This window comes from Mycolicibacterium wolinskyi str. Jessa 2025, assembly GCF_049241375.1.
Taxonomy (GTDB): Bacteria; Actinomycetota; Actinomycetes; order Mycobacteriales; family Mycobacteriaceae; genus Mycobacterium; species Mycobacterium wolinskyi.
The window spans coordinates 1191414-1212950 of the sequence record NZ_CP185960.1 but is presented as its reverse complement, the minus strand read 5'-3'; the positions used below and the strand labels follow the sequence as shown (position 1 = coordinate 1212950).

Annotated in this window: 22 protein-coding genes and 1 pseudogene; 16 read left to right on the top strand and 7 right to left on the bottom strand. The window is 65.6% G+C overall.

Annotated features, from left to right (window positions below; genetic code table 11):
* Genes ACOI2T_RS06135 through ACOI2T_RS06125 form a run of 3 tightly spaced genes read left to right on the top strand, consistent with a single transcriptional unit; the run spans position 1 to position 3741 of the window.
* Positions 1-1503, top strand: coding sequence for an AMP-binding protein (locus ACOI2T_RS06135; RefSeq protein ID WP_409506158.1), 1503 nt, complete (start codon positions 1-3; stop codon positions 1501-1503).
* A 1-nt stretch (position 1504) separates the two neighbouring features.
* Positions 1505-2278: an SDR family NAD(P)-dependent oxidoreductase gene (locus ACOI2T_RS06130; RefSeq protein WP_409506157.1), complete on the top strand. Its 774-nt coding sequence runs from the start codon at positions 1505-1507 to the stop codon at positions 2276-2278.
* Positions 2275-3741, top strand: a complete 1467-nt coding sequence (locus ACOI2T_RS06125; protein WP_409506156.1) for an acyl-CoA synthetase — start codon at positions 2275-2277, stop codon at positions 3739-3741. Before ACOI2T_RS06130 ends, ACOI2T_RS06125 begins: the two co-directional genes overlap by 4 nt.
* Positions 3742-3744: 3 nt before the next feature.
* Here ACOI2T_RS06125 and ACOI2T_RS06120 read toward each other — a convergent pair whose 3' ends face one another.
* Positions 3745-4818 carry an NAD(P)H-dependent amine dehydrogenase family protein gene (locus ACOI2T_RS06120; protein WP_409506155.1) on the bottom strand — a complete coding sequence of 358 codons (1074 nt, stop codon included), beginning with the start codon at positions 4816-4818 and terminating at the stop codon, positions 3745-3747.
* A gap of 134 nt (positions 4819-4952) precedes the next feature.
* Here ACOI2T_RS06120 and ACOI2T_RS06115 point away from each other — a divergent pair, with 134 nt between their 5' ends.
* From ACOI2T_RS06115 to frdD, 13 genes and pseudogenes are all read left to right on the top strand, one after another.
* Positions 4953-5684: a hypothetical protein gene (locus tag ACOI2T_RS06115; RefSeq protein ID WP_409506154.1), complete on the top strand. Its 732-nt coding sequence runs from the start codon at positions 4953-4955 to the stop codon at positions 5682-5684.
* A gap of 53 nt (positions 5685-5737) precedes the next feature.
* Positions 5738-6337, top strand: a complete 600-nt coding sequence (locus ACOI2T_RS06110; protein WP_409506153.1) for a TetR/AcrR family transcriptional regulator — start codon at positions 5738-5740, stop codon at positions 6335-6337.
* Between the two features lie 123 nt (positions 6338-6460).
* The gene (locus ACOI2T_RS06105) at positions 6461-7990 is read left to right on the top strand and encodes a nitric oxide reductase activation protein NorD (RefSeq protein ID WP_409506152.1); all 1530 of its coding nucleotides are present in this window, start codon (positions 6461-6463) and stop codon (positions 7988-7990) included.
* A complete protein-coding gene (locus tag ACOI2T_RS06100) occupies positions 7987-8781 on the top strand; it encodes a CbbQ/NirQ/NorQ/GpvN family protein (RefSeq protein ID WP_409506151.1) in 795 nt (264 codons plus the stop codon). The genes ACOI2T_RS06105 and ACOI2T_RS06100 overlap by 4 nt, the downstream gene beginning before the upstream one ends.
* Before the next feature lie 15 nt (positions 8782-8796).
* Positions 8797-8928, top strand: a complete 132-nt coding sequence (locus ACOI2T_RS06095) for a hypothetical protein (protein ID WP_264050544.1) — start codon at positions 8797-8799, stop codon at positions 8926-8928.
* A complete protein-coding gene (locus ACOI2T_RS06090) occupies positions 8925-9623 on the top strand; it encodes a hypothetical protein (protein WP_085144276.1) in 699 nt (232 codons plus the stop codon). The genes ACOI2T_RS06095 and ACOI2T_RS06090 overlap by 4 nt, the downstream gene beginning before the upstream one ends.
* 9 nt (positions 9624-9632) lie before the next feature.
* Complete coding sequence (locus ACOI2T_RS06085) at positions 9633-10052, top strand: hypothetical protein (RefSeq protein WP_409506150.1); 420 nt, start codon at positions 9633-9635, stop codon at positions 10050-10052.
* Positions 10053-10089: 37 nt separating this feature from the next.
* Positions 10090-11271, top strand: coding sequence for a cytochrome P450 (locus tag ACOI2T_RS06080; RefSeq protein ID WP_409506149.1), 1182 nt, complete (start codon positions 10090-10092; stop codon positions 11269-11271).
* A 114-nt stretch (positions 11272-11385) separates the two neighbouring features.
* Positions 11386-11640, top strand: coding sequence for a hypothetical protein (locus ACOI2T_RS06075; protein WP_234790771.1), 255 nt, complete (start codon positions 11386-11388; stop codon positions 11638-11640).
* A gap of 22 nt (positions 11641-11662) precedes the next feature.
* Entirely contained in the window at positions 11663-13402 is a 1740-nt protein-coding gene (gene frdA / locus ACOI2T_RS06070) for a fumarate reductase (quinol) flavoprotein subunit (protein ID WP_409506148.1), read from the top strand.
* 3 nt (positions 13403-13405) lie between these two features.
* A complete protein-coding gene (locus tag ACOI2T_RS06065) occupies positions 13406-14164 on the top strand; it encodes a succinate dehydrogenase/fumarate reductase iron-sulfur subunit (protein ID WP_409506147.1) in 759 nt (252 codons plus the stop codon).
* An 8-nt stretch (positions 14165-14172) separates the two neighbouring features.
* A pseudogene (locus tag ACOI2T_RS06060) lies at positions 14173-14545 on the top strand (succinate dehydrogenase/fumarate reductase transmembrane subunit).
* Positions 14542-14898: a fumarate reductase subunit FrdD gene (gene frdD / locus ACOI2T_RS06055; protein WP_409506146.1), complete on the top strand. Its 357-nt coding sequence runs from the start codon at positions 14542-14544 to the stop codon at positions 14896-14898. The pseudogene ACOI2T_RS06060 and the gene frdD overlap by 4 nt, the downstream one beginning before the upstream one ends.
* 84 nt (positions 14899-14982) lie before the next feature.
* Here the strand turns inward: frdD and ACOI2T_RS06050 are convergent, their stop codons facing one another.
* The 6 genes from ACOI2T_RS06050 to ACOI2T_RS06025 form a co-directional block, all read right to left on the bottom strand.
* Complete coding sequence (locus ACOI2T_RS06050; protein WP_409506145.1) at positions 14983-15420, bottom strand: type II toxin-antitoxin system Rv0910 family toxin; 438 nt, start codon at positions 15418-15420, stop codon at positions 14983-14985.
* A gap of 3 nt (positions 15421-15423) precedes the next feature.
* A complete protein-coding gene (locus tag ACOI2T_RS06045; RefSeq protein ID WP_067846061.1) occupies positions 15424-15612 on the bottom strand; it encodes an antitoxin in 189 nt (62 codons plus the stop codon).
* Between the two features lie 58 nt (positions 15613-15670).
* A complete protein-coding gene (locus ACOI2T_RS06040) occupies positions 15671-18046 on the bottom strand; it encodes a cation-translocating P-type ATPase (protein WP_409506144.1) in 2376 nt (791 codons plus the stop codon).
* A gap of 28 nt (positions 18047-18074) precedes the next feature.
* On the bottom strand, positions 18075-19610 hold the full coding sequence (locus tag ACOI2T_RS06035; RefSeq protein WP_409506217.1) for a serine hydrolase: 1536 nt from the start codon (positions 19608-19610) through the stop codon (positions 18075-18077).
* A gap of 83 nt (positions 19611-19693) precedes the next feature.
* The gene (locus ACOI2T_RS06030; RefSeq protein ID WP_409506143.1) at positions 19694-20800 is read right to left on the bottom strand and encodes an MBL fold metallo-hydrolase; all 1107 of its coding nucleotides are present in this window, start codon (positions 20798-20800) and stop codon (positions 19694-19696) included.
* A 1-nt stretch (position 20801) separates the two neighbouring features.
* On the bottom strand, positions 20802-21536 hold the full coding sequence (locus tag ACOI2T_RS06025) for an enoyl-CoA hydratase (protein ID WP_067846072.1): 735 nt from the start codon (positions 21534-21536) through the stop codon (positions 20802-20804).
* Between the last annotated feature and the right edge of the window lies 1 nt (position 21537).

Below are 21537 nucleotides of genomic sequence, written 5' to 3'. Positions count from 1 at the left end.
ATGGTGCACACCACACTGGCCGATGCGCTCGCCGATGCGGCGCGCAACACCCCGGGCCGGGTGCTGCTGATCGACGGCGACGTTGAGCTGAGCTGCCGCGAACTGTCCGACCGGGCAACGGCGTTGGCAGGGCATATGACTCGGCGGATGCCCGCTGGCAGCGTCGTCTCCTTCATGCTGCCGAACTGGCATGAGGCCGCGATCATCTATCTGGCGGCGACGCTGGCCGGGATGGTGGCCAATCCGATCCTGCCGTCGCTGCGCGACCACGAACTACGCTTCATCCTCGAGGACGCCGACAGCCGGATGATCTTCATCCCCGAGCAGTTCGGCCAGCACGACTATGCGGGTATGCTCACGCGGGTGTGCGCCGACATGGCGTCGCCGCCCGATGTGGTGGTGGTCCGGGGACACTCGCACATCGCGTTCGATGGACTGAGCGGTTCACCGGATGCCGATCTGCCCGCGCTCGACCCAGACGCCGTCCGGATGATCCTCTACACCTCCGGCACCACCGGACGTCCCAAAGGTGTTCTGCACAGCCACAAGTCGATCAACGCGCTGATCTACCAGCTGCGCGATCATTGGTTGATCGAGCCGGGTGACACCTTCCTGGTGCCCTCCCCCATCGCGCACATCGGCGGGTCGATCTACGCCTTCGAATGTCCGTTGCTGCTGGGCACGACGGCGGTGTTGATGCAACGATGGAACGCCGATGACGGCGTTGCGCTCATGACCGAACACCGCTGCACGCACATGGCCGGGGCGACTCCGTTTCTGGAGCAACTGCTGAATGCGGCCGAACGGGCCGGCACCCGGCTGCCCGACTTGAAGGTGTTCATCTGCGGTGGCGCGTCGGTGCCCCCGTCGCTGATCCGGCGGGCGTCCGGGTACTTCGAACGTGCGCTGGTCAGTCGGGTGTACGGGTCCACCGAAGTCCCCGTCACCACGGTCGGCTCACTGCGGCCCGGCGATGTCGACCACGCCGCCGAAACCGACGGCAGGCCCGGCGTCGCCGAGATCCGCCTCGTATCGGGCGAAATCCGGGCCCGAGGACCACAGATGCTGCTGGGCTACCTACACCCGGAGGACAACGCCGACTCCTTCGACGCACAAGGATTTTTCCGCACCGGTGATCTCGGCCGCTGGGTCGACGGCGACTACCTCACGGTGACCGGCCGAGCGAAGGATCTCATCATCCGCAACGGCGAGAACATCTCCCCCAAGGAGGTCGAGGACATCTTGGTCGGTGAACTGGGGATCGCCGAGATCGCCGTCGTCGGCGTGCCAGATGACCGCACCGGCGAACGAGCGTGCGCGGTCATCGTGCCGGCCGACGATCGCCGTCCCGACGTCGCCGCGCTGGGCAAGGTGCTGGAGAAGGCTGGAGTGGCCAAGTTCAAAACGCCTGAGCAGGTGGAGATCTGGGAGGCATTACCCAAAAATGACGCCGGCAAGGTCCTGAAACACCAGATCCGGGCGACGCTTACGAAGGTGGACTGACATGCAGGTTGCGATCGTCACGGGGGCCAGCAGCGGTATCGGGTTCGGTTGTGCGACCAAGCTCGCCGAAGCCGGCATGGCAGTGCTGGGCGCCGGGCGAGACGAGGAACGCCTCGCTGCGCTGGAACGCGCGATCGGTGATCCTGAGCGCGTGCAGACAGTCGCTGCCGACTTGACCGCCGACGACGGGCCGAGCCGGGTGGTCGAGGCCGCCGTGCAGCGCTGGGGTCATGTCGACTTCCTGATCAACAACGCCGGTATCGGCAGCCCCAAACCGCTGCACGAGACCGACGACGAAACCCTGGACTACTTTCTCGGGATCATGCTGCGCGCGCCTTTCCGCTTGGCGCGGCATGTCTTGCCGCACATGGGTCCCGGCTCGGCCATCATCAACGTCACCTCGACTTTCGCGGTCGTCGGTGGGTTGCGCGGCGGCGCGTACTCGGCGGCCAAGGGCGGGCTCACTGCGCTCACCACGCACATCGCCTGCCAGTATGGCGCGCAGGGAATCCGCTGCAACGCGGTGGCCCCGGGTGTCACGGTGACTCCGATGGTCGAGCATCGGCTGCAGAACGAAGGATTCCGCAAGATGCAGACCGAGATGACGCCACACACCAGGCTCGGCCGGGTCGAGGACGTCGCTTCCACGGTGGCCTTCCTGTGCTCGGACGGCGGCAGTTTCATCAACGGGCAGACGATCGTCGTCGACGGCGGTTGGAGCTCCACGAAGTATCTGTCCGACCATGCACTCACCTCGGAGTGGGTGCCGCGATGAATCTCTTTGCGGTGCTGGATCAGGCCGCCTCCCGATTCGGCGACCGCGGGGCCCTGTTCCTGGGTGAGGAGCAGGTCTGCACGTGGTCGCAACTGCGAGACCGCGTGCTGCGGCTGGCGACGTCTCTTCAGGCGCTGGGTGATCGGGGCGCGCGGATCGCGGTCGCCAGCGAGAACCGCCCCGAGATCGTGGAGCTCATGTTCGCGATCTGGGCAGCCGAATGCGTGTATGTCCCGATCAATTACAAGCTTCATCCACGCGAGATGGCCGACATTGTCGCCGATTCCGGTGCGTCTCAGGTGTTCGCGTCGACGAAGATCGCCGCCGGGCTGTCGCTGGATGCACCCGTGGAAGTCATCGGCTCCGAAGCCTATGCGCGTCGCTTCGACGCCGAGCCGGCCGCGGTCCCGGTGACCGACCCGGCTACCCTCGCGTGGCTGTTCTACACCAGCGGCACCACCGGAAAGTCCAAGGGCGCCATGCTATCTCACCGCAACCTCATGGCGATGACCGTGTCACATCTGGCGGACTTCGACTCCCCCGACGAGAACTGCAGCCTGATTCACGGCGCGCCGATGTCGCACGGCTCCGGCCTGTACGTCCCGCCCTATGTCCTGCGCGGGGCTCGGCAAGTCGTGCCAGAATCCGCGGTATTCGAGCCTGACGAGTTTCTCAACCTCTGTGACCACCACCCGGGATGCAGTGCCTTTCTCGCACCGACCATGGTGCAGCGGCTGTTGGCAACCGGACGCGCCCGGCCGCGCAATCTGCAGACGATCGTCTACGGCGGCGGGCCGATGTACGTCGACAGCCTCAAGAAGGCGATGGCGGCGTACGGTTCGGTTTTCGTGCAGCTCTACGGTCAGGGTGAGGCGCCGATGACCATCACGGGGCTGCGTCGCGCCGATCATGTGGACGCGTCTGATGCGGTTCTGGGCTCGGTCGGGTACGCGCGATCCGGCGTCGAAGTCGCTGTGCTCCGCGAGGACGGTAGCCCGGCCGGCATCGACGAGATCGGCGAAATCGTCTGCCGCGGAGACGTCGTCATGTCCGGGTATTGGAACAATCCGGCCGCCACGGCGACGACCCTCAAAGACGGCTGGCTGCACACCGGCGACATGGGCTCATTCGATGCCCACGGCTACCTCACCCTGCGCGACCGCTCCAAGGACGTCGTGATCAGCGGCGGCAGCAACATCTATCCGCGCGAGATCGAGGAAGTCCTCCTCGAGCATCCGGCTGTGGTCGAGGCCGGTGTCGTCGGGGCGCCGGATGACGAGTGGGGCGAGATAGTCGTCGCGTTCATCGTCGGCTCGGTGTCGGCAGCTGAGCTCGACGCTCACCTCCTCGAACGCATCGCCCGGTTCAAACGGCCCAAACGCTACGAATTCATCGACGCGCTGCCGAAGAACAGCTACGGCAAGGTGCTGAAGCGGGAGTTGCGGGAGCGGTTGGGGCGCTAGGCGTCACCACATCAACCCACGGATCATCTCCGTCGGCGGAATGTCCTCGACCGCAACCAGTCCCGCGGGTGCGCGGCAGGCCCAGTCGATCGCGTTGACCGCGCGGGCTGCCGTCGAGAGGCAGCCGGCATCGGTCACGTCGAGGACCGGATGGGACAGGTGCGTGCTGACCTCGATGCGTGGCTCGCCCTCGACGATCACCTGGTGCACACCGGACAGGCCGTCGGGCGGATAGTCCCAATCCGGTGCCGCCGCGGGCGTGAGGCGAGTGGTGTGTTCGACGGTGATGACCGGCACGCCACCACGCATGCCTTCGACACCGAACCGCACTCCGGCCAGCTGTCCGGGCTCGACGGTCATCATCGTGCATTCGATGCGGTTGTCGGCGTACCACGGCTCATACCGCTGACGGACCTCGTCGAGAGTCACCCCGAGATGGCCGGCGAGATTGCGCACCAAGCCACCGAACATGGACGTGATGACTCCCGGCTGGAATGCCATCGGTGTGTCATCGTCCGGCGTGGTCCCGAAACCCATTGCCGTGCCGGTGTATTCGTAGTCATCGTAGTTGCCGTAGTCGAAGATCTCTTTGACGGTCACCGACTCGGCACGCGTCACCAGGCTCAGCGCGGCATGCACCGCGGTGTCCCCCGAATAGCCCGGGTCGATCCCATTGACATAGAGCGAGGAGTTGCCCGCCTGGCACGCCTGCTCGAGCGGGACCCGCAGCCAGTCGTCGGCCTGGCGTGGGGTCACCAGCCACACCATCGATGTTCCGACAACGTTGATCCCGGCGGCCAGGAGCTTCGACATCTGCTCGATCGCCTCCATCGGCCGGGTTTCGCCGAGAGCGGTGTAGACGACGCAGTCGGGCGTCAGCGCGATCAACGCGTCGAGGTCGTCGGTCGCGACCACCCCCGTCGGCTCCGAAAGCCCGCACAATTCGGCGGCGTCGCGCCCGACCTTGTCGGGGTTGGCTGCGTGCACACCGACGAGCTTCAGATCCGGGCGGCCGATGATCGCCCGCAGCGAGTGCCGACCGACATTGCCCGTGGAGAACTGCACCACTCTGCGCATAGATAACCCTCACTGGTTGGCGAGCAGGCACAGACTCGCACAGAAGTGCTCCGAAAGATGCGACTTTACGTCTGCTCGCGGGTGCTGAAACTAGCCGATTGACTACTGACGATTATTGACTACAGTCAGCGTCCATGAAGCTGCCGACGTTCAGCCCCAGCCGTGGCGGCACCAGGGAAGCCGCACGGCGCCCGTCGGCGAGCGGGCTCGACGAGCACATGGCGGCCTCGCGGCGCGCGCAGCGTCAGGCCGACAAATGGCTGATTTCCGGGAGCCTGCTGATCGGTACCGCAGCCCTCGGCATCTTCGGATTGCCGCTCTTCCTGCGCGGTGTGTGGCTGCTGCGCAAGGCGCAGCGCGACGGGCTGTCCGTCCGCCCGATGCTGGTCACGCTCATCGGCTATCTGGTCATCATCGACGCCGCGATCAACACCGTCGGCTGGGCACTGGACCTGGTCGCCAATCACACCATCCTGGCCCGAATCCTGTTGAACGGCTGGGGTGCGATGTTCGACGCCGGGTACTTCTGGCATTACAACGAGCTCTGGCTCGGTGGCGCATCGGGGCCCGGCGAGAAGGCCATGGAAGTCGGCATGATCCTCACCGTCTTCACCATGCGGATCGCCGCCGCGATCGGATTCCTGCAGATGAAGCGGTGGGGTCACCAGTGGATGATCATCACCTGCTGGATGGGCATCGTCATCTGGTGCCTCTACGTGTTCAACATGACGATGTTCGCCGACGTGCGATTCGCCGGCGTCGTACTGCCGGTCGTCGGGTGGTGGCTCTACGACATCTTCTACATCACCCCGTTCCTGGCGATCCCCTACCTGCATTCGGTCAACCGCGAGATCTTCTCCGACTAGTCGATGACTCAACTCATTGACTCAACTCAGTAATAAGTCTAGAAAGTACGAACATGGCGCCACAGCTCAAGCCGACGGCACGCGACTTGCGCCGCCTGCAGACGCGGGAGCGGATACTCGGCGCTGCCATCGCCGAGTTCCAGGCGTCGGGTATGGGCGGGGTAGACGTCGGCGCGATCGTCACTGCCGCGGGCGTGGCCCACGGTACGTTCTTCTTCCACTTCCCCAGCAAGGAGCACGTCCTGCTGGAGCTGCAGCGACGCGAAGAGACGCGCATGGCAACCGAATTCGCGCGCTTCCTCGACATCGATCATGATCTCGCGACGGCGCTGACCGAACTCGTCCGCCTCGTGACCCGCCTGGAGCAGCGCTTCGGCCCGATACTCTTCAAAGAAGTGTTGGCGCTCCACTTTTCGCCCTCACGCCCCACCAAGGACGAGTGGACCGACCACCCCCTCATCGTCCTGCTGGTCCGCGAGATCGAGCGCGCCCGCGGCGACGGCGAAGTACACCCCGAGGTCGACGCGTTCTACAGCGCCGCGTTCTTCCTGCTGGGGATCTATGGCGTGCTGACCACCACCGCCAACAACGAGAAGCGTGACGCGATGCTGACGGAACTCGTCGCGACGGCCCTACGCGGACTGGAGATATGACATGGACTGGGTTTGGGAAATACTGCGCTATGTGGTCGCCTGGGGCGGTACCGGCTTGATCATCTGGTTCTGGTACTGGATGTTCTCCAACATCGGCACGTTCTGAAGGCCCGGACGCACGCGATGTCGGAACTCAGCGACGCACATGCCATGGCGACCGAGCGCAGTTGCGCCGTCACCGCGGTGGCATTGAGCGGTCAGCGCCGCACCGGGGCTCGCCTGGTCAGCGGCCATCACCGCGGCTTCGGCCTGAGCTCGCTGCTCGACGTCGTACATGTGCCGTATCCACCGCATCACGATTGGACCCGCCGAACACTGACATGCGGTGTGGCACTGCAGTGCTCGCCGTCCAAGGACCGGATCGTCGACTATCGGCTCAACGAGCTGTCAACCCGCGAACTCGCCGCGCTCACCCTCATCGAGGCCGGCGTCGCTCTGGGTTGGGTCGCCGAGAACTGGCCCGGACTGCTGGCCGACCTGCACGCGAACCTGCCGCACCTCGAACCCGCCCGCGCCGACATGGACGCCGCGGAAATGCTGAACCGCGCAATCACGCTGGCACGCACCGCACAACAACTCCCACTGGACCCACTCCTCGGCAGCCTGCCGCGGGCATACACACTGCCACAGGGCTTGTCCGACAAGATGCGCCGCGCCTTCGGACGGCTGCCGTGGACATCCACGCAGAAGCGGCTGCCCCGAGCGCATTCCGTTCCCGTCGGCGGTGACGGCGGCGTGCGCAACCCGAATCTGCCGCCGCCCAGCCGGCCCCAGGACAACGACCTCGACATCACACCCGACCACCGGCCAGGTATCCCCTACCCGGAATGGAACGCGTGGACCAAGAGCTTCATGCCCGACCACGTCGCCGTTCTCGAGCAGACATACACCCAGCGCCACCGGCAGCCCGGCGTAATCGCGGTCGATGTCCGGAAGTGGTTCGAGGAGAACACCCATCGGGCGATGAAGAACCGGCTGGAGGACGGTTCCGACCTTGACGTCGACCAGTACGTCGACCACTACATCGACCTGACGACGGGCGAGGCGGTCGAACCGCGCCTCTTCCGTGAACTGTTGCCCGCAAGCCGCGACGTCACCACCGCCCTGATGCTCGATGGCAGCTCCTCGCTGGGGGTGCACGGGGGCAGGATCTTCAAACTCGAACTCGCGTGTGCCGACGCGCTGTCGCGCGCGATGACATCGGCCCGCGAACGCCACGGCATATTCACGTTCACCGGCAACACCCGCCATCGCGTGGAAGTGCGTTGTCTCAAGGACTTCGAAGAGCGCCGATTCGTTCCGCCCGGCAGCCTCGGCCTGTCCACCGGCGGCTACACCAGACTCGGTGCGCCGCTGCGGCACATGACGAGCCGCCTGCTCGCCCAACCATCGGAGAGACGGTTGCTCATCGTCATCGGTGACGGCCTGATCTCCGACGAGGGCTATGAGGGCCGCTACGCCTGGGCCGACGCCGCCCACGCGGTCGAGGAAGCCAACGAGGCCGGCGTCGCGATGTACTACGTCGGCGTCGGCCCCACCCGCGTCGATCCGTTGCCGGAAGTGTTCGGCCCCAAACGGTCCCAACGTATCCGCCGCGTCGAAGAACTTCCCCGCGTCCTCGCCCACGTCCACCGAGAGCTGGTCACCGCATGACAGACAACTATTTCGCCAACGGCAATGAGGTCCAGCTGTTCGAGCAGGCCTATCGACAGCGCCTGCCCGTCATGCTCACCGGCCCGACGGGATGCGGCAAGACCCGCCTCGTCGAGCACATGGGCCTGTTACTGAGCCGGCCGGTCATCACCATCAGCTGCCACGACGATCTGACGAGTTCCGACCTCGTCGGCCGGTTCATGGTCACCGGTGGTGACGTCGTGTGGACGGACGGCCCGCTCACGCGCGCGGTCAAGGAAGGTGCGATCTGCTACCTCGACGAGGTCGTCGAGGCGCGCCACGATTCACTGGCCGTCCTGCATTCGCTCACCGACCACCGGCGCACGCTCTACCTCGATCGCGCGGGTCAAGTCGTCCATGCACCAGAGACTTTCATGCTGGTGTGCTCCTACAATCCCGCCTACCGCAGCTCACTGAAGGAACTCAAGCCATCGTTTCGGCAGCGGTTCGTCACGCTGCCGATGCGGTATCTGCCGCCCGAGCGCGAAGCCGAGGTGATCGTCGCCGAGTCGGGGGTCGGACTGCCGACCGCGCAGCGTCTGGTCCGGTGTGCCACCGCCATCCGGACCGCGGACGAGGCGTTCCATTTCGAGCCGCCCTCGACCCGGGTGCTCGTCACAGCAGCGCACCTGATCGTCGCCGGCGCAACGGAACTCGAAGCCGCCGACGCCTGTGTTCTCGCACCGCTGTCGAGCGACGGCGCGATCACCGAAGGCCTGCGCGAGGTGGCCGCCGCGAGCCTCGCCGACGCCGAAAGCACAAGTACCTAGGAAGGAGACGCCGCCATGGTGGATCAGAAGGAACGCAACCGCAAGAAGGCGCTCATCGTCCTGCAGATCGTCATCTACGGATATCTGCTGACGATGTTCCTCATCCAGCTCTACATGTCGTTCGCACGCGGCTGGTGGGAATTGTGACGGCGACAACAGAATCCGGCAAGGAATCCCTCAGCCTCGACGAACATCACGAGCAGTCCCGGCTCGCGCAGCGCCGCGCCGACAAGTGGATGATCACCGGCGCCGCACTGATGGGCATGTGGGCGCCCGGGCTCATCGGCTTCCCGATCTTCATGCGTGGGGTGTGGTTACAGCGCCAGGCGTTACGCGCGGGGTATTCCGTGCGGCCGATGATCGTCACGCTCATCGGCTATCTCGTGCTGATCGACGGTATGCTCAACAGCCTCGGATGGGCGCTGGACCTTGTCGCCAACCACACCCTCATCAACCGGGTGCTGATGGTCGGCTGGGGCGCCATGTTCGACGCCGGTTACTTCTGGCACTACAACGAACTATGGATCGGCGGCGCCGCCGGGCCCGGTGAGAAGTCGATGGTGTTCGGCATGATCGTCACCGTCTTCGCGATGCGGTGCGCTGCCGCAATCGGATTCCTGCAGATGAAGCGCTGGGGCCACCAGTGGATGATCATCACCTGCTGGATGGGTGTGCTCATCTGGTGTCTCTACGTCTTCAACATGACGATGTTCGCCGATGTGCGCTTCGCGGGAGTCGTGTTCCCCGTCATCGGGTGGTGGCTCTACGACATCTTCTACATCACGCCCTTCCTCGCAATCCCGTACCTGCACACGGTGAATCGCGAAATCTTCACCGACTGAGGAGCAACTGTGACAACGACACCAGAAGCCACTGAGAAGTCCGAGGACCTCCCACCGGGCACCACGCCGTACTACGCCAGGATGCACAAGTGGATCAAGCGCGCGGTGCTCGTGTGCCTGGTCGCCCTCGTCATCGAGGGCGCGTTCACCCTGCCCTTCATGGCGGTCTACTACGGCTACCCCACCTTGAGTCTCACCGAGATCTGCAGTGAGCTGCTCAAAGTGCGCTATTCCGACGACACGCTCGAGTGCAAGGTTCCGTACCCGGCATTCGGTCCTCCGGAAGGCGCCGAAGGCAAAGACACCGCGCAGGACGAGTGGGGCATCCAGCCGGTACCCAAGTACAACCGGATCGGATTCCGTGAGCTCGTCCGGATCCACGACGAACGCGAGGCGCGTCAAGCCGCCGAACAGCAAGGCACGCCATGACATACCGGGTCATCCGGCCCCGCGGACTGGTCCGCCGATGATTCCGGCACTACCCCACGTCCGCTACGGCGACCTGCCCATGGCCCGTGACCGCGGCACAGGATGGGCGCACCTGCGCGATCTCGGGCCCGTCCTCTACGGCGACGGGTGGTACTACCTGACACGGCGTGAGGAAGTCCTTGCCGCACTGCGCAATCCAGAAGTCTTCTCGTCGCGGATTCCGTACGACGACATGATCAGCCCGGTTCCGTTGGTGCCGCTGGGTTTCGATCCTCCCGAACACACGCGGTATCGACGACTACTCCAGCCTTTCTTCAGTCCGCAGACGCTCGGCGCGCTGCTGCCGTCGCTTCAGGCCCAGGCCATCGAGATCGTCGAGTCGATCGCCGCCCGCGACGAGTGCGAGGCGATGGCTGACGTGGCCACACCATATCCGTCGCAGGTATTCCTCACTTTGTTCGGGCTTCCCCTCGAGGACCGCGAACGGCTCATCGCGTGGAAGGACGCGATCATCGCGTTCAGCCTGACGACCGATCCCGGCAGCGTCGACCTCGCACCGGCGGTGGAGCTCTATACCTATCTCACCGAAGCCATTGCCCAACAACGCGACAACCCACGTAGCGGCATTCTGTCCCACTTGCTGCACGGCGACGATCCACTCACCGACAACGAGGCCGTCGGACTATCGGTGGTCTTCGTACTCGCCGGCCTGGACACCGTCACCGCCACCATCGGCACCACGTTGCTGGAACTGGCCCGCAGGCCCGCGCTGCGCGCGGCGCTGGTGAAGAATCCGGACGGCGTCGCGGCGTTTGTCGAAGAGATGGTCCGGCTGGAACCGGCAGCTCCCGTGGTCGGACGGGTCACGACGCGCGACGTCACCATCGCGGGTGTCACATTGCCTGCCGGATCCGAAGTCCGCCTGTGTCTCGGCGCGATCAACCGCGACGGTAGCGACGAACTGTCCGGCGACGACTTCGTGCTGGACGGCAAGCTGCACAAGCACTGGGGCTTCGGCGGCGGCCCACACCGCTGCCTCGGGTCCCACCTGGCGCGGATGGAACTGAAACTGGTGGTCACCGAATGGCTGGCCCGCATACCCGAATTCGAGCTTGCCCCCGGCTACGTTCCGGAGATCACGTGGCCGTCGGCGACATGCAGCCTGCCCGAGCTGCCGCTACGCATTCTCAAGACGCACCTCCCGGCACACAACGGCTGAGTTCCGCAAGATCAGCATCGGCGATCTCGTGGTCCAAACCATGGACTGTGCGCCTTGACGGGCATACGCTGATGTGATCTAGACCACACGCCTGAGACCCGAGGAGGCGGGACGATGGCCACCCACCCCACGAAACAGACCACGCATTTCTCCAGAACGAAAGCGCCATGCGGACGCATGGCCGAAGGTGATCGCCACCTCGAGAACGACGACGACGGCCTGAGCTACGACGACCTCAAGTTCTCGTGCGGCTGCCGCGAGACCCGGCACACCTACCACGACGGATGCATCAGCGTCCGGACCATCCGACACGACGGCAGGATTTTGCGCGACGAACGCTGCGGCGAGCACGAGGCCTGGGAAGTGTGAGACTCGGCAGTGAGCTCCGACCGTGACGGCCTCGCACAACATCGTGGTGATCGGCGGGGGCGGCGCCGGACTGCGTGCTGCGATCGCCATCGCCGAGACCAACCCGAAGCTGTCGGTGGCAATCGTGTCGAAGGTGTACCCGATGCGCAGTCACACGGTGTCGGCCGAGGGTGGCGCGGCTGCCGTGGCCGACGCCGACGACAGCATCGACGAGCATGCGTACGACACCATCTCCGGCGGCGACTGGCTGTGTGACCAGGACGCGGTCGAGGCCTTCGTCAACGAGGCGCCGCTCGAACTCATGCAACTCGAACACTGGGGCTGCCCGTGGAGCCGTAAACCGGACGGGCACATCGCCGTGCGCGCCTTCGGCGGAATGAAGAAGCTCCGCACCTGGTTCGCCGCCGACAAGACCGGATTTCACCTGTTGCACACGCTGTTTCAGCGGGTGCTCGCCTACGGGGACATCGCGCGCTACGACGAGTGGTTCGCCACCACGCTGCTCGTCGAGGACGGGGTGGTTCGCGGCGTGGTGGCGATCGAACTGGCAACCGGTCGCATCGAGACCATCCTGGCCGACGCGGTGATCGTGTGCACCGGCGGATGCGGCCGGGTGTTCCCGTTCACCACCAACGCCAACATCAAGACCGGTGACGGCATGGCACTCGCGTTCCGGGCGGGCGCGCCGCTCAAGGACATGGAGTTCGTGCAGTACCACCCGACCGGGCTGCCGTTCACCGGCATCCTGATCACCGAAGCCGCACGCGCCGAAGGCGGTTGGTTGCTCAACAAAGACGGCTACCGCTACCTACAGGACTACGACCTGGGCACCCCGACTCCCGAGCCCAAGCTGCGCAGCATGGAACTCGGCCCGCGCGACCGGCTGTCACAGGCATTCGTACACGAACTCGACAAGGGCCGTACGGCGGAAACCCCTTATGGCCCGGTGGTTTACCTCGACCTCCGACATCTGGGCGCGCAGCTCATCGACGCCAAGCTACCGTTCGTGCGGGAGCTGTGCCGCGACTACCAGCACATCGACCCGGTGAGCGAGCTCGTTCCGGTGCGGCCGGTGGTGCACTACATGATGGGCGGCGTACACACCGACATCAATGGAGCCACACCGCTTTCCGGACTCTACGCCGCGGGTGAGACGGCGTGTGTGAGCATCAACGGGGCCAACCGGCTCGGCTCCAACTCACTGCCCGAACTGCTGGTGTTCGGGGCCAGGGCTGGGCAGGCCGCCGCCGAGTACGTCGGCAGCGCCGGCACCGCCACGTCCGCGGTCGAGCACATGGCGCGTGACGAGGAACGCCGGCTGGAACGGGAACTGCAGCGCCACAACGATGGTGGCGAGCGGATCGCCGACATCCGCACCGAGATGCAGACCATCCTGGAGACCGCGGCGGGCATCTACCGCGACGGGCCGACATTGGCCGAGGCCGCCGACAAGATCCGGGAATTGCAGGAGCGGTTCCTCAAATCCGGCCTCGACGACCACAGCCTCACGTTCAACACCGAACTGACCGGGTTGCTGGAGCTGTCCGGGATGCTCGATGTGGCGCAGACGATCGTCGAATCCGCCTTGCACCGCGAGGAATCCCGCGGCGCGCACCAACGCACCGATTTTCCGAAACGCGACGACGATCGATACCTCGCGCACAGCCTGATACATCGGCAGTCCGACGGTTCGGCACGTGTCGAGTATCTGCCGGTGACCATCACGCGCTGGCCACCGGGCGAACGTGTCTACGGGAGATGACCCATGAGCGCAGAACGAATTGTCATGGAAGTGACCCGATATCAGCCGGAGACCGACTCCGAGCCGACGCTGCAGGCGTACGAAGTGCCGCTGACCCGCGAGTGGGCGGTGCTCGACGGGCTGAACTACATCAAGGATCGACTGGACGGGACCCTGACGTTCCGATGGTCATGCCGCATGGGCATCTGCGGAAGCTGCGGCATGACGATCAACGGTGATCCGAAACTTGCCTGCGCGACGTTCCTCGTCGACTATCTGCCCGGGCCGGTCCGCGTCGAACCCATGCGCAACTTCCCGGTGATCCGCGATCTGGTGGTCGACATCAGCGACTTCATGGCCAAGCTTCCCCGCGTCAAGCCGTGGATCATCCGCGACGACGAACTCGCACCGGAGGACGGCGAATACCTGCAGACCCCAGCGGAATTGGAGGATTACAAGCGGTTCAGCATGTGCATCAACTGCATGCTGTGCTACTCGGCATGCCCGGTATACGGCCTGGAACCGGACTTTCTCGGACCGGCCGCGATCGCACTGGCCCAGCGCTACAACCTGGACTCCCGCGACGAAGGCGAACCCGAGCGCCGCGACGTGCTGGCCGCCGCCGACGGCGCATGGGCCTGCACCTACGTCGGCGAATGCTCGACCGCATGCCCGAAAGGCGTCGACCCCGCCGGCGCCATCCAGCAGTACAAGCTCACTGCCGCAAAGCATTCGGTCAGGGACCTGGTGATGCCCTTCCGGTCGAGGCGGGCCGTCCGATGAGCACCTCGATGCCCGAGTACCGTGCGCCGATGCCCATGCTCTGGTGGGCCAAACGCCGGTCCTACCTGGTGTTCATGCTGCGCGAACTCAGCAGTGTTCGTGGCGTGGTCCGTCGTCTATCTCGCGGTCGGGGTGTGGGCGGTGGGCGGCGGCGACTACCAGCAGTTCCTCGACTTCAGCGCGAACCCCGTGGTGGTCGTGCTCAACGTCGTCACGCTGTGCTTTTTGCTGCTGCACACCATCACCTGGCTCGGGTTGGCGCCCCACGCGATCGTGATTCACGTGCGGGGCCGGCGTGTGCCGGAGCGGACCGTGTTGGCCGGGCACTACGTGGCGTGGCTCGCGGTGTCGGCGATCGTCGCGTGGGTGGTGCTGATATGAGCGCACCCACCCGACGATCCCCCGAGCCGTTCTTCTGGCTGCTGTTCTCGGCGGGCGGCATGGTGTCCGCACTGGTCCTGCCGGTGCTGATGCTGTTGTTCGGCGTGGTGTTCCCACTCGGCCTGCTCGACGCCGACCCGGCACACCTCCTGGCCGTGGTGCGCCACCCGATCACCCGGGTCGCGTTGGCCGGCCTCTTCGTGCTGGCCCTGTTCCACTGGGCACATCGATTCCGGTTCACGCTCGAGCACGGGCTGCAGGTCGGCCGGTTCGACCCGGTGATCGCGGTGTGCTGTTACGGCGCAGCGGCTTTGGGTTCGCTCGCGGCGGTGTGGATGCTGGTCATCCTGTAGCGCGAACAGACGCGGAGGTACCCGAAAAGTGCCAATTTGGGGTACGTACGCGTCTGCTCGCCCAGGGAAATTGCGCCCGGGGAACTAGCTCGGGGCGTACAGCTCCTTGAACTTGTTCAGCGATTCCTGAATGTCGCTCTTGAGCGCAGCTGCAACGACCATGCCGATCGGCCCGAACAGGGCCGGCCCGCCGAGGTGCAGATCGAACCCGACCGTCGAGCCCTCACCCGCAGGCTTGATCTTGCCGATCAGTTTGACCTTGACCCCGCCGCGACCGTCGCCGTTGAGGGTCAGCGCCTCCGGTGGCTTGTAGTGGACCAGGGTCCACCTGACCCGGTTGAGCATGCCCTTGACCTCGACGATCGATTCGATGACGGTGCCCTTTTCCAGGGTTTCCGGCAACTTCGACCGCCAGGCGCGGTGAATGCTCAGCCATTCGTGGTAGCGGGACAGGTCAGAGGCGTACTCCCACGCCTTCTCCGGCGGCAGTGGAACCTCGACGGAGACTGAAAGTTTGGCCATGTGTTATTGCTGCGGTGCCTGCGGATCGTCTTTACGGATGGCGTTCTTGGCGGCGTCCTGCGCCTTGTCGACATGCTGGGCGTACTTGCCCTGCGTCTTCTTGTCGACGATGTCACCAGCCTTGTCGATCGCCGAATCGACCTTGTCGGCGTTCTTCGACAACGTGTCCTTCACCTTGTCCAGAAATCCCATTTGCCCACCCTATCGTTTCGATAACTCTGGGAACGGCCGCCATTCTTCCCGTTGCCAGCTATCTCCACAAGCGCCGCCGTTCGCCCAGTACAGCGCCCTGAACCCACCACAGCACCTCGATGAGCACGGCCCCGATGAGGCCGATGCCGAGTGCGGTCGCGGTGAGCGCCAGATTGGACGGGTCCAGCAGGAACAGGTGCTGAGTCCACGGCATCGCGAAGATCAGGAGGTACGCGACAACCGAGACCGCGACGAGGGCAACCCGCCACCACTCATACGGCCTGGCCACCACGGACAACACCCAGACCGACGACACCAGCAACGTTATTAACGCCGCCGTCGATGCCTGCGTCTCCTCAACCGGCGTCGCTGCCCGGCCTTGATACGCGATCAGGTACGAGACGAACGTGGCAGTGCCGACCACCAGACCCGACGGCAGCGCCGCCGTCATGACGCGCCGCACGAAGCCCGTGTGGGCCCGCTCATTGTTTGGTGCGAGCGACAGGATGAACGCCGGGATGCCGATCGTGAACCACGCCGCGATGGTGACGTGGATCGGCTGGAACGGGAACAACAGCGGATCGGTGCCGAAGAACCGCGCCGACAGGCCGCCGATACCCACCAGGATCGCCAGCAGCACCGAGTAGACCGTCTTGGTGAGGAACAGATTGGATACCCGCTCGATGTTGCCGATCACGCGGCGCCCCTCGCCCACCACGTAGGGCAGCGTCGCGAACTTGTTGTCCAGCAGCACGATCTGCGCGACCGCACGGGACGCGGAGCTGCCCGACCCCATCGCGACGCCGATGTCGGCGTCTTTGAGGGCGAGCACGTCGTTGACTCCGTCACCGGTCATCGCGACGGTGTGGCCACGCGATTGCAGCGCGTGCACCATGGCCCGTTTCTGATCCGGCCGCACCCGGCCGAACGTCGTGTACTCCTCGAGCGTGTCCGCGAGTTGCTCGGGCTCGTGCGGCAGCTGCCTGGCGTCCATGGTCTCGCCGTTCAGGCCGAGCTTGCCTGCCACCGCACCCACCGACACAGCGTTGTCGCCGGAGATGACCTTCACCGAGACATGCTGGGACGCAAAATAATCCAGCGTGTCGCCGGCATCGGGCCGAATCCGCTGCTCCAACACCACGAGCGCGACCGGGGTGACGGTGCCGGGCGCGTCCGGCGCATCGACCGCGACGTCGCACGATCCCACCAGCAGAACCCGCAGGCCTTGGGCGCCGATCTCCTCGGCCTGCTCGGCCACCGGAGACGTGGAGTCCAACAAGACGTCCGGCGCGCCGATCACCCAGTTGCCGTGCTCGCCGTAGGAAGCGCCGCTCCACTTGGTGGCCGATTTGAACGGGGCCGTCGCGGTCGCCGTCCAGCCCGGCGGCATCTTGTAGGCCTCGGCGATCGCGGCCATGCTGGCGTTGGGCCGTGGGTCGTCGGCCGCCAGCTGCGCCAGCACGTCGGCCACCGCACTTTCGGTGACAGGCTTGAGATCGCTGACCCGCATACCGTTCTCGGTCAGCGTGCCGGTCTTGTCCGCGCACACCACGTCGACGCGGGCCAGGCCCTCGATCGCAGGGAGCTCGTTGACCAGGCATTGACGCCTGCCCAGCCTGATCACGCCGACCGCGAACGCGATCGACGTCATCAGCACCAGGCCCTCGGGAACCATGGGCACCAGCGCACCGACCATCCGCAGCACCGCGTCGCGCCAGTCGGCATCGGTGGTGAACAGCTGCGTGTAGATCGTCAAAAGGCCGGCCGGGACCAACAGATACGTGATGAACTGCAGAATCTTGTTGATGCCGTTACGGAGTTCGGATTTCACCAACGTGAACTTCGAAGCCTCTTCGGCGAGCTTGGCGGCGTAGGCCTCCCGCCCGACTTTGGTCGCCCGGTAGGCGCCGGTTCCCGCGACGACGAAACTGCCCGACATGACGGCATCGCCCGCGTCTTTGGCTATCGGATCGGCCTCACCGGTGAGCAGGGACTCGTCGACCTCGAGGTTGGTTTCCTCGACGACCTCACCGTCGACGACGATCTGATCGCCGGGCCCCAATTCGATGATGTCGTCGAGCACGACCTCGCTGGGCATCACCGAACGGGTGCCCGACTGTCTGCGCACCGTCGGCTTCGCCTGGCCCACGATCGCCAGTTTGTCGAGCGTCTGCTTCGCCCGGATCTCCTGGATGATGCCGATCGCGCTGTTGGCGATGATGAGCAACCCGAACGCACCGTTGATCACCGAACCGGTGGACAACACGATGATCAGCAACACCCCGAGGATCGCGTTGATGCGCGTGAACACGTTGGCCCGCACGATTTCCGAGACCGTGCGGGCAGCGCGGGTCGGCACATCGTTCGTCTTGCCGTCGGCGACGCGCTCGGCGACCTCGGCGTCGGTGAGGCCGGTGGCAGTGATCGTCGTCATCTGTGCAATCTCTCTTCGCGCAAGCGGCTCATCGCAAAAAGGTCCCCATCCGGTCCTCGTCGTAGTACTCCAACGTCAGTCTGTCACCGGCGAACGTCGCCTTGGAGACCGTCCCCGGCGGGGCGTTTTCGGTGACGAACGAGAAGGTGAAGATGTCACCGTCCCAGTGCTGCAGCGGTACCACCAACTTCGGGCCCAGCGCCAACGACAGCTTGCCGTCCCGCTCGGTGACGGTGGCCGGCCCCCAATAGTCGTTGCGATAGACGCCGACATATTCCGAAAGTGGTTTGGCGGGAGCGGGTTTGGCCGGCGGTTGCTTACCGACCAGGTCACCTTCGGGAGCGTCCATGGGTGCGAACGCGTCGGCATAGAGCTTGCGCCAGTCCTGGCGGACCTCGCCGAACTGCACGAGGTCGGCGAACTCGGCGGTCAGCGTTTCGGGAATACCCGTCGGGCTCGCGTTGGTCAACGCGACGATCGCCACATCGGCCGAGGGGATGACGACGAAGTTGGTCGCGGCGCCGGTGTCGAAGCCGCCCGAATGGCTGATCTGGGTACGCGCGGCAGACGTCGTCCCGACGTTGAAGCCGTATCCGTAGAAACCCGACCGCATCGCGGGTTCGGTGGGATGGCTCGACACGATCTGCGGGCTCACCGCGGGCAGAAGTGCTTTCGCGTCGACGATCTGACGGCCCTCGAAGCTACCGTCGGCCAGGACCATGGTGAGCCAACGAGCCACGTCGTTGACCGATGAGCTCACCCCGCCCGCCGGCGACTGCGCGTCGGGGTCGCGCACATACTTGGGTTCGTAACGACCGTCGATCCGGATGTGGTCGACCGCGCGATCCGGATTGGCCTCGTAGTCGGCGAACCGCGAGCTTGCCGACTCCATGCCCAACGGCCCGTACAGGACCTCGTGTGAGAGGTCCTCCCAACTCTTGCCCGCAGCCGCGGCCACCGCCTCGGCCGCCGCGGTCAACCCGAAGTTGGTGTAGGCGTAGGAGATCCGGAACGGGTCGAGCGGTAGTTGACGGAGCCGGTCCAGCACCTGGCGGCGGTCGTAACCGAGATCTTCCAGCCGGTCACCGGCGTGGTCGGGCAGCCCGGACCGGTGGGCGAACATGTCCCCCACCGTGACCATCCGGGTGACGACGGGGTCCGACAGTGCGAACCACGGCAACTCGGACACGATCGGGGTGTCCCAACCGATCGCGCCCGCACCCACTTGATGTGCGACCACGGTGGCGGACAACGACTTCGACAGCGAGGCGAGCTGGAACACCGTGTCCGCATCGACCCGGTTGCCTTCGGCATCACCGCCGTCGGCGTTGCGCACCCCGAAACCTTTCGCGTACACGGTCTTTCCGCCATGAACGACGGCGACAGCCATGCCGGGAATCCCCGAATCGCGCATGAGTTCCTCGGCGATACGGTCAAGTTGGGCGACCGCGTTGTCGACAGCGTTCTCCGGCAACGGCATCGCGGGCACAAGAGGCGGCGGCTCGTCGGCGAACGATGACGCCCGCTGCGCGGCATCTGAGCAGCTCGTCAGTGCCAGACCCATCGCCACCGCGAGAGCCAACGTACGGAAGGTGGACACAGAACGCGAGTATGCCCGCAAACGCGCCGCCGAGCCGTGCATTGGCGCTACAACTGCCACCAGGGGTCAGCCACCGGCGAGTCCCGGTCCACCCGCTGACCCGGCTTCGGCACGGCGACCTGGATGCCGGCCGGGCCGGCAGCCGCGAGCAGCCGGCGCACCGGTTCGGCCCACGGGTGCGGAGCCAGGCGGAACGTCGCCCAGTGCACGGGCACCAGCAGTCCGGAATCCGTGATGTCGAGGTGTGCGCGGACCGCCTCTTCGGGATTCATGTGGATGTCCGGCCAGGCCGGGTGATACGCCCCGACCGGCAGCAGCGTCAGGTCGAAAGGCCCATGGTCCGACCCGATCTCGGCGAAACTCTTGGTGTAGCCGGTATCGCCGCCAAAAAATGCGCGGTGCGTCGGCCCGACGATCGCCCACGACGCCCACAGCGTGGAGTTCCGACGGAACATCCGACCGGAGAAGTGGCGGGCCGGCGTGCACACGAGCGTCAGGTCGCCGATGCGGTGGCTTTCGTTCCAATCGAGCTCGACGATCCGGTGCTCCGGTATGCCCCACTTGCGCAAGTGCGCACCGATGCCCAGCGGCACCACGAACGGCGACCGCTGCGTGCGGGCCAACCCGATGATGGTGTCGATGTCCAGGTGGTCGTAGTGATCGTGGCTGATCAGCACGGCATCCACCGCGGGCAACGCTTCCAGCGGCAGCGGCGGTTCGTGCAGCCGCTGCGGCCCCACCACCCGTGACGGCGAGCAGCGCCTGCTCCAGATCGGATCGGTGAGCACGCGGTAGCCGTCGACCTCGATCAGCGCGGTGGAGTGGCCGTACCACGACACCGCGCACGCCTCTGCCTCACCGTCGGCGGGTTCGGCCAGCGGGATCGGCCCGGTGGGCCAGCTCGCGCCCTTGCTGCCGAACATCTCCGTGAGCAGCAGCCGCCGCTCCTCGCGGTTCATGCTGATGCCCGGCGAGGCAGGCTCGATGTTGACGAACACGTCGCCGTCGTACTGCGGCGACCGCCCCGCCACCGGGCGGATGTCCCGCCGCCCCGCACCGACCGACGCATACGTGCCGCTCAACGCGCGCAACAGCCAACCTCCGGCCAGCAGGGACGCCGACCGGACCCCCCATTGCAGCGCCGCGCGCAACACGTCAGGCTCCGGTGAAGTTCGGCGGCCGCTTCTCGATGCGGGCCACCTGTGCCTCGATGACGTCCTTGGAGGCCCACGCCTTGTCGAACAGTTCCTTGTGGGCCGGCCACTGTTCCTCGTATGCGCCGTCGTCGTTCAGCACGCGCTTGGCGTGCTGCAGTGCCAGCGGCGCGAACCCCGCGATCTCGGCAGCCCACTTCTGCGCATCGGCGAGCGTGCCGATGCGGTTGGCCATCCCGGTCTGCAGCGCGACATCGGAGGTGAGCCGCTCGGCGGCGAGCAGCATGCCCCGCGCGCGGCCGTAGCCGACCAGCGAGGTCAACCGGCGGATGCTCCAGTTATCAAGTGCAAGGCCGTATTTCGCGACGGGGAACTGGAAGTATGCGTCCGGGGCGACGACCCGGAGATCGCAGATCATCGCGAGGATGACGCCTGCGCCGATCGCCGGACCATTGATCGCGCCGATGACGGGAACCGGCGTCTTGTCGATCGCCAGGTTCAGCGCGAGCGCCTTGTCGGGCAGCTTCTCCGCCATCCCGGCGGCGTCGGTCAGGTCGGCGCCGGAGCTGAAGACCGGGCCCTGGCCGGTCAGCACGATCGCACGGACATCCTCGTTGGCGGCGTTCTCCACCGCTTCCCGCAGGCTGTCGACGAGTTCACAGTTCAGCGCGTTGCGCCGCTCAGCGCGTTGGAGCTCCAGGGTCAGGACGTTGCCGTCTCGGGTGACACCAATCATG

Excerpts from the sequence above, each read along its gene's own strand:
- ACOI2T_RS06075 (WP_234790771.1), top strand. The coding sequence starts at position 11,386 with ATGGCCACCCACCCCACGAAACAGACCACGCATTTCTCCAGAACGAAA.
- ACOI2T_RS06130 (WP_409506157.1), top strand. The coding sequence starts at position 1,505 with ATGCAGGTTGCGATCGTCACGGGGGCCAGCAGCGGTATCGGGTTCGGT.
- ACOI2T_RS06095 (WP_264050544.1), top strand. The coding sequence starts at position 8,797 with ATGGTGGATCAGAAGGAACGCAACCGCAAGAAGGCGCTCATCGTCCTG.
- ACOI2T_RS06110 (WP_409506153.1), top strand. The coding sequence starts at position 5,738 with ATGGCGCCACAGCTCAAGCCGACGGCACGCGACTTGCGCCGCCTGCAG.
- ACOI2T_RS06040 (WP_409506144.1), bottom strand. The coding sequence starts at position 18,046 with ATGACGACGATCACTGCCACCGGCCTCACCGACGCCGAGGTCGCCGAG.
- ACOI2T_RS06035 (WP_409506217.1), bottom strand. The coding sequence starts at position 19,610 with ATGGGTCTGGCACTGACGAGCTGCTCAGATGCCGCGCAGCGGGCGTCA.
- ACOI2T_RS06135 (WP_409506158.1), top strand. The coding sequence starts at position 1 with ATGGTGCACACCACACTGGCCGATGCGCTCGCCGATGCGGCGCGCAAC.
- ACOI2T_RS06125 (WP_409506156.1), top strand. The coding sequence starts at position 2,275 with ATGAATCTCTTTGCGGTGCTGGATCAGGCCGCCTCCCGATTCGGCGAC.
- ACOI2T_RS06105 (WP_409506152.1), top strand. The coding sequence starts at position 6,461 with ATGTCGGAACTCAGCGACGCACATGCCATGGCGACCGAGCGCAGTTGC.
- ACOI2T_RS06100 (WP_409506151.1), top strand. The coding sequence starts at position 7,987 with ATGACAGACAACTATTTCGCCAACGGCAATGAGGTCCAGCTGTTCGAG.
- ACOI2T_RS06115 (WP_409506154.1), top strand. The coding sequence starts at position 4,953 with ATGAAGCTGCCGACGTTCAGCCCCAGCCGTGGCGGCACCAGGGAAGCC.
- frdD (WP_409506146.1), top strand. The coding sequence starts at position 14,542 with ATGAGCGCACCCACCCGACGATCCCCCGAGCCGTTCTTCTGGCTGCTG.
- ACOI2T_RS06025 (WP_067846072.1), bottom strand. The coding sequence starts at position 21,536 with ATGATTGGTGTCACCCGAGACGGCAACGTCCTGACCCTGGAGCTCCAA.
- ACOI2T_RS06120 (WP_409506155.1), bottom strand. The coding sequence starts at position 4,818 with ATGCGCAGAGTGGTGCAGTTCTCCACGGGCAATGTCGGTCGGCACTCG.
- ACOI2T_RS06065 (WP_409506147.1), top strand. The coding sequence starts at position 13,406 with ATGAGCGCAGAACGAATTGTCATGGAAGTGACCCGATATCAGCCGGAG.
- ACOI2T_RS06045 (WP_067846061.1), bottom strand. The coding sequence starts at position 15,612 with ATGGGATTTCTGGACAAGGTGAAGGACACGTTGTCGAAGAACGCCGAC.
- ACOI2T_RS06080 (WP_409506149.1), top strand. The coding sequence starts at position 10,090 with ATGATTCCGGCACTACCCCACGTCCGCTACGGCGACCTGCCCATGGCC.
- ACOI2T_RS06050 (WP_409506145.1), bottom strand. The coding sequence starts at position 15,420 with ATGGCCAAACTTTCAGTCTCCGTCGAGGTTCCACTGCCGCCGGAGAAG.